Annotated in this window: 1 protein-coding gene; it reads right to left on the bottom strand. The window is 48.6% G+C overall.

The features are described 5' to 3' along the window. Nucleotides 1-912: 912 nt before the first annotated feature. The coding region (locus G491_RS36185) for a hypothetical protein (RefSeq protein WP_035220310.1) at nucleotides 913-1160 on the bottom strand (248 nt) is incomplete at its 5' end.

Raw genomic sequence — 1160 nt, forward strand, 5'->3', positions numbered from 1 at the left:
TTGGCCAGCTTCTTCAACTTGGGTCCGGTGGCGCATTTTTCCCGCCACCTGGTTCCCTTGGGAAAGGCACCGGCTAACTGCTTGGCCGTCACATATCGAACCAGGGCGATTACCCAAAGCGTCTCATAAAGTTCGGTCCACTTTGCACCCTTGATTATGTCCTTTAATTCCTCTTTCAAAGCCTCCACCAGGCCCTTACCCCCGGTAAAAAAGGGGGTAAGTTTTGCCGAAAAAGCGGTAAAAATTCGAATCAGAAAATTACCCGATGAAAAATGTTTTCTATAATCTTTTTTAGGCGTTATCGCAAGCCTTACCGGGGTAATTTATCCCCCACCCTCCTCTATCTACTCACCAACCGTCCAGGTCCCGCCCAACTTCTCCTCTCTCTCAATCTCAAACCCTTCTCCAAACCCCAAAGCCGTATGCCATACCTCCCGGAGGGTCACCAGGCCCCGCGCCACAGCGGGGCCTTTAGGCCACAAAAAATCAAACTCCCCTACCATCTCCTTCTCTCCATCTCCAAAAAAACAAAATGAAATATAAAAAGCCATGTGCCACAAAAAAGCCATACGCAGTATAAAAGCCGTTCGCAGAATCAAAAGCTGTACGCCGTACAAAATGACCGTTTTCATCTAAACTATTGCCCAATAAGAAAGCCGTATGCCTATACTTCTTCAAATTCAAAATTTGTTTAAGGCCGCCGCAGATAACCGCGGCAAGCACCACCAACCGTTCCCGGCGGCCTTCACCCTCCACCAAACGCCGGAAACCAGAACCCTTAGCAAGACCAAACGTGAAGCCTCGTTTAGTCTACTTTGCTTAATGTCGCTTATGCGAAAGTAAAAAAACCATTCTACCCCAAAAAACAGGACACCAGGTCAACCCTTGCCAGTCCGCCAAACCGTGAAGCCCCTACTTCGCATAAGCGCCATTCAAGCGAAGTAAGCGCCCCTGTTCTTCCTCCAAAGCGTGAAGCATCCCCCTCCCCTTCTTGGCGGGAATTTCGAGCAAAGCAAATTGTAGTCTTGGCCATTTGTCCGGAAGGAAAATGGCCATAGTCTCAATTTGTGGCGCGTGGAAAGTTCCCGCCCGTGGCCCCTCTTCGGACCTTTTTTCAAAAAGTGCTATAATGATTCCATATGGAAAATATCCACAGAACA

Origin of the sequence: Desulfatibacillum aliphaticivorans DSM 15576, assembly GCF_000429905.1 — a bacterium.
In the GTDB taxonomy this organism is placed as follows: domain Bacteria; phylum Desulfobacterota; class Desulfobacteria; order Desulfobacterales; family Desulfatibacillaceae; genus Desulfatibacillum; species Desulfatibacillum aliphaticivorans.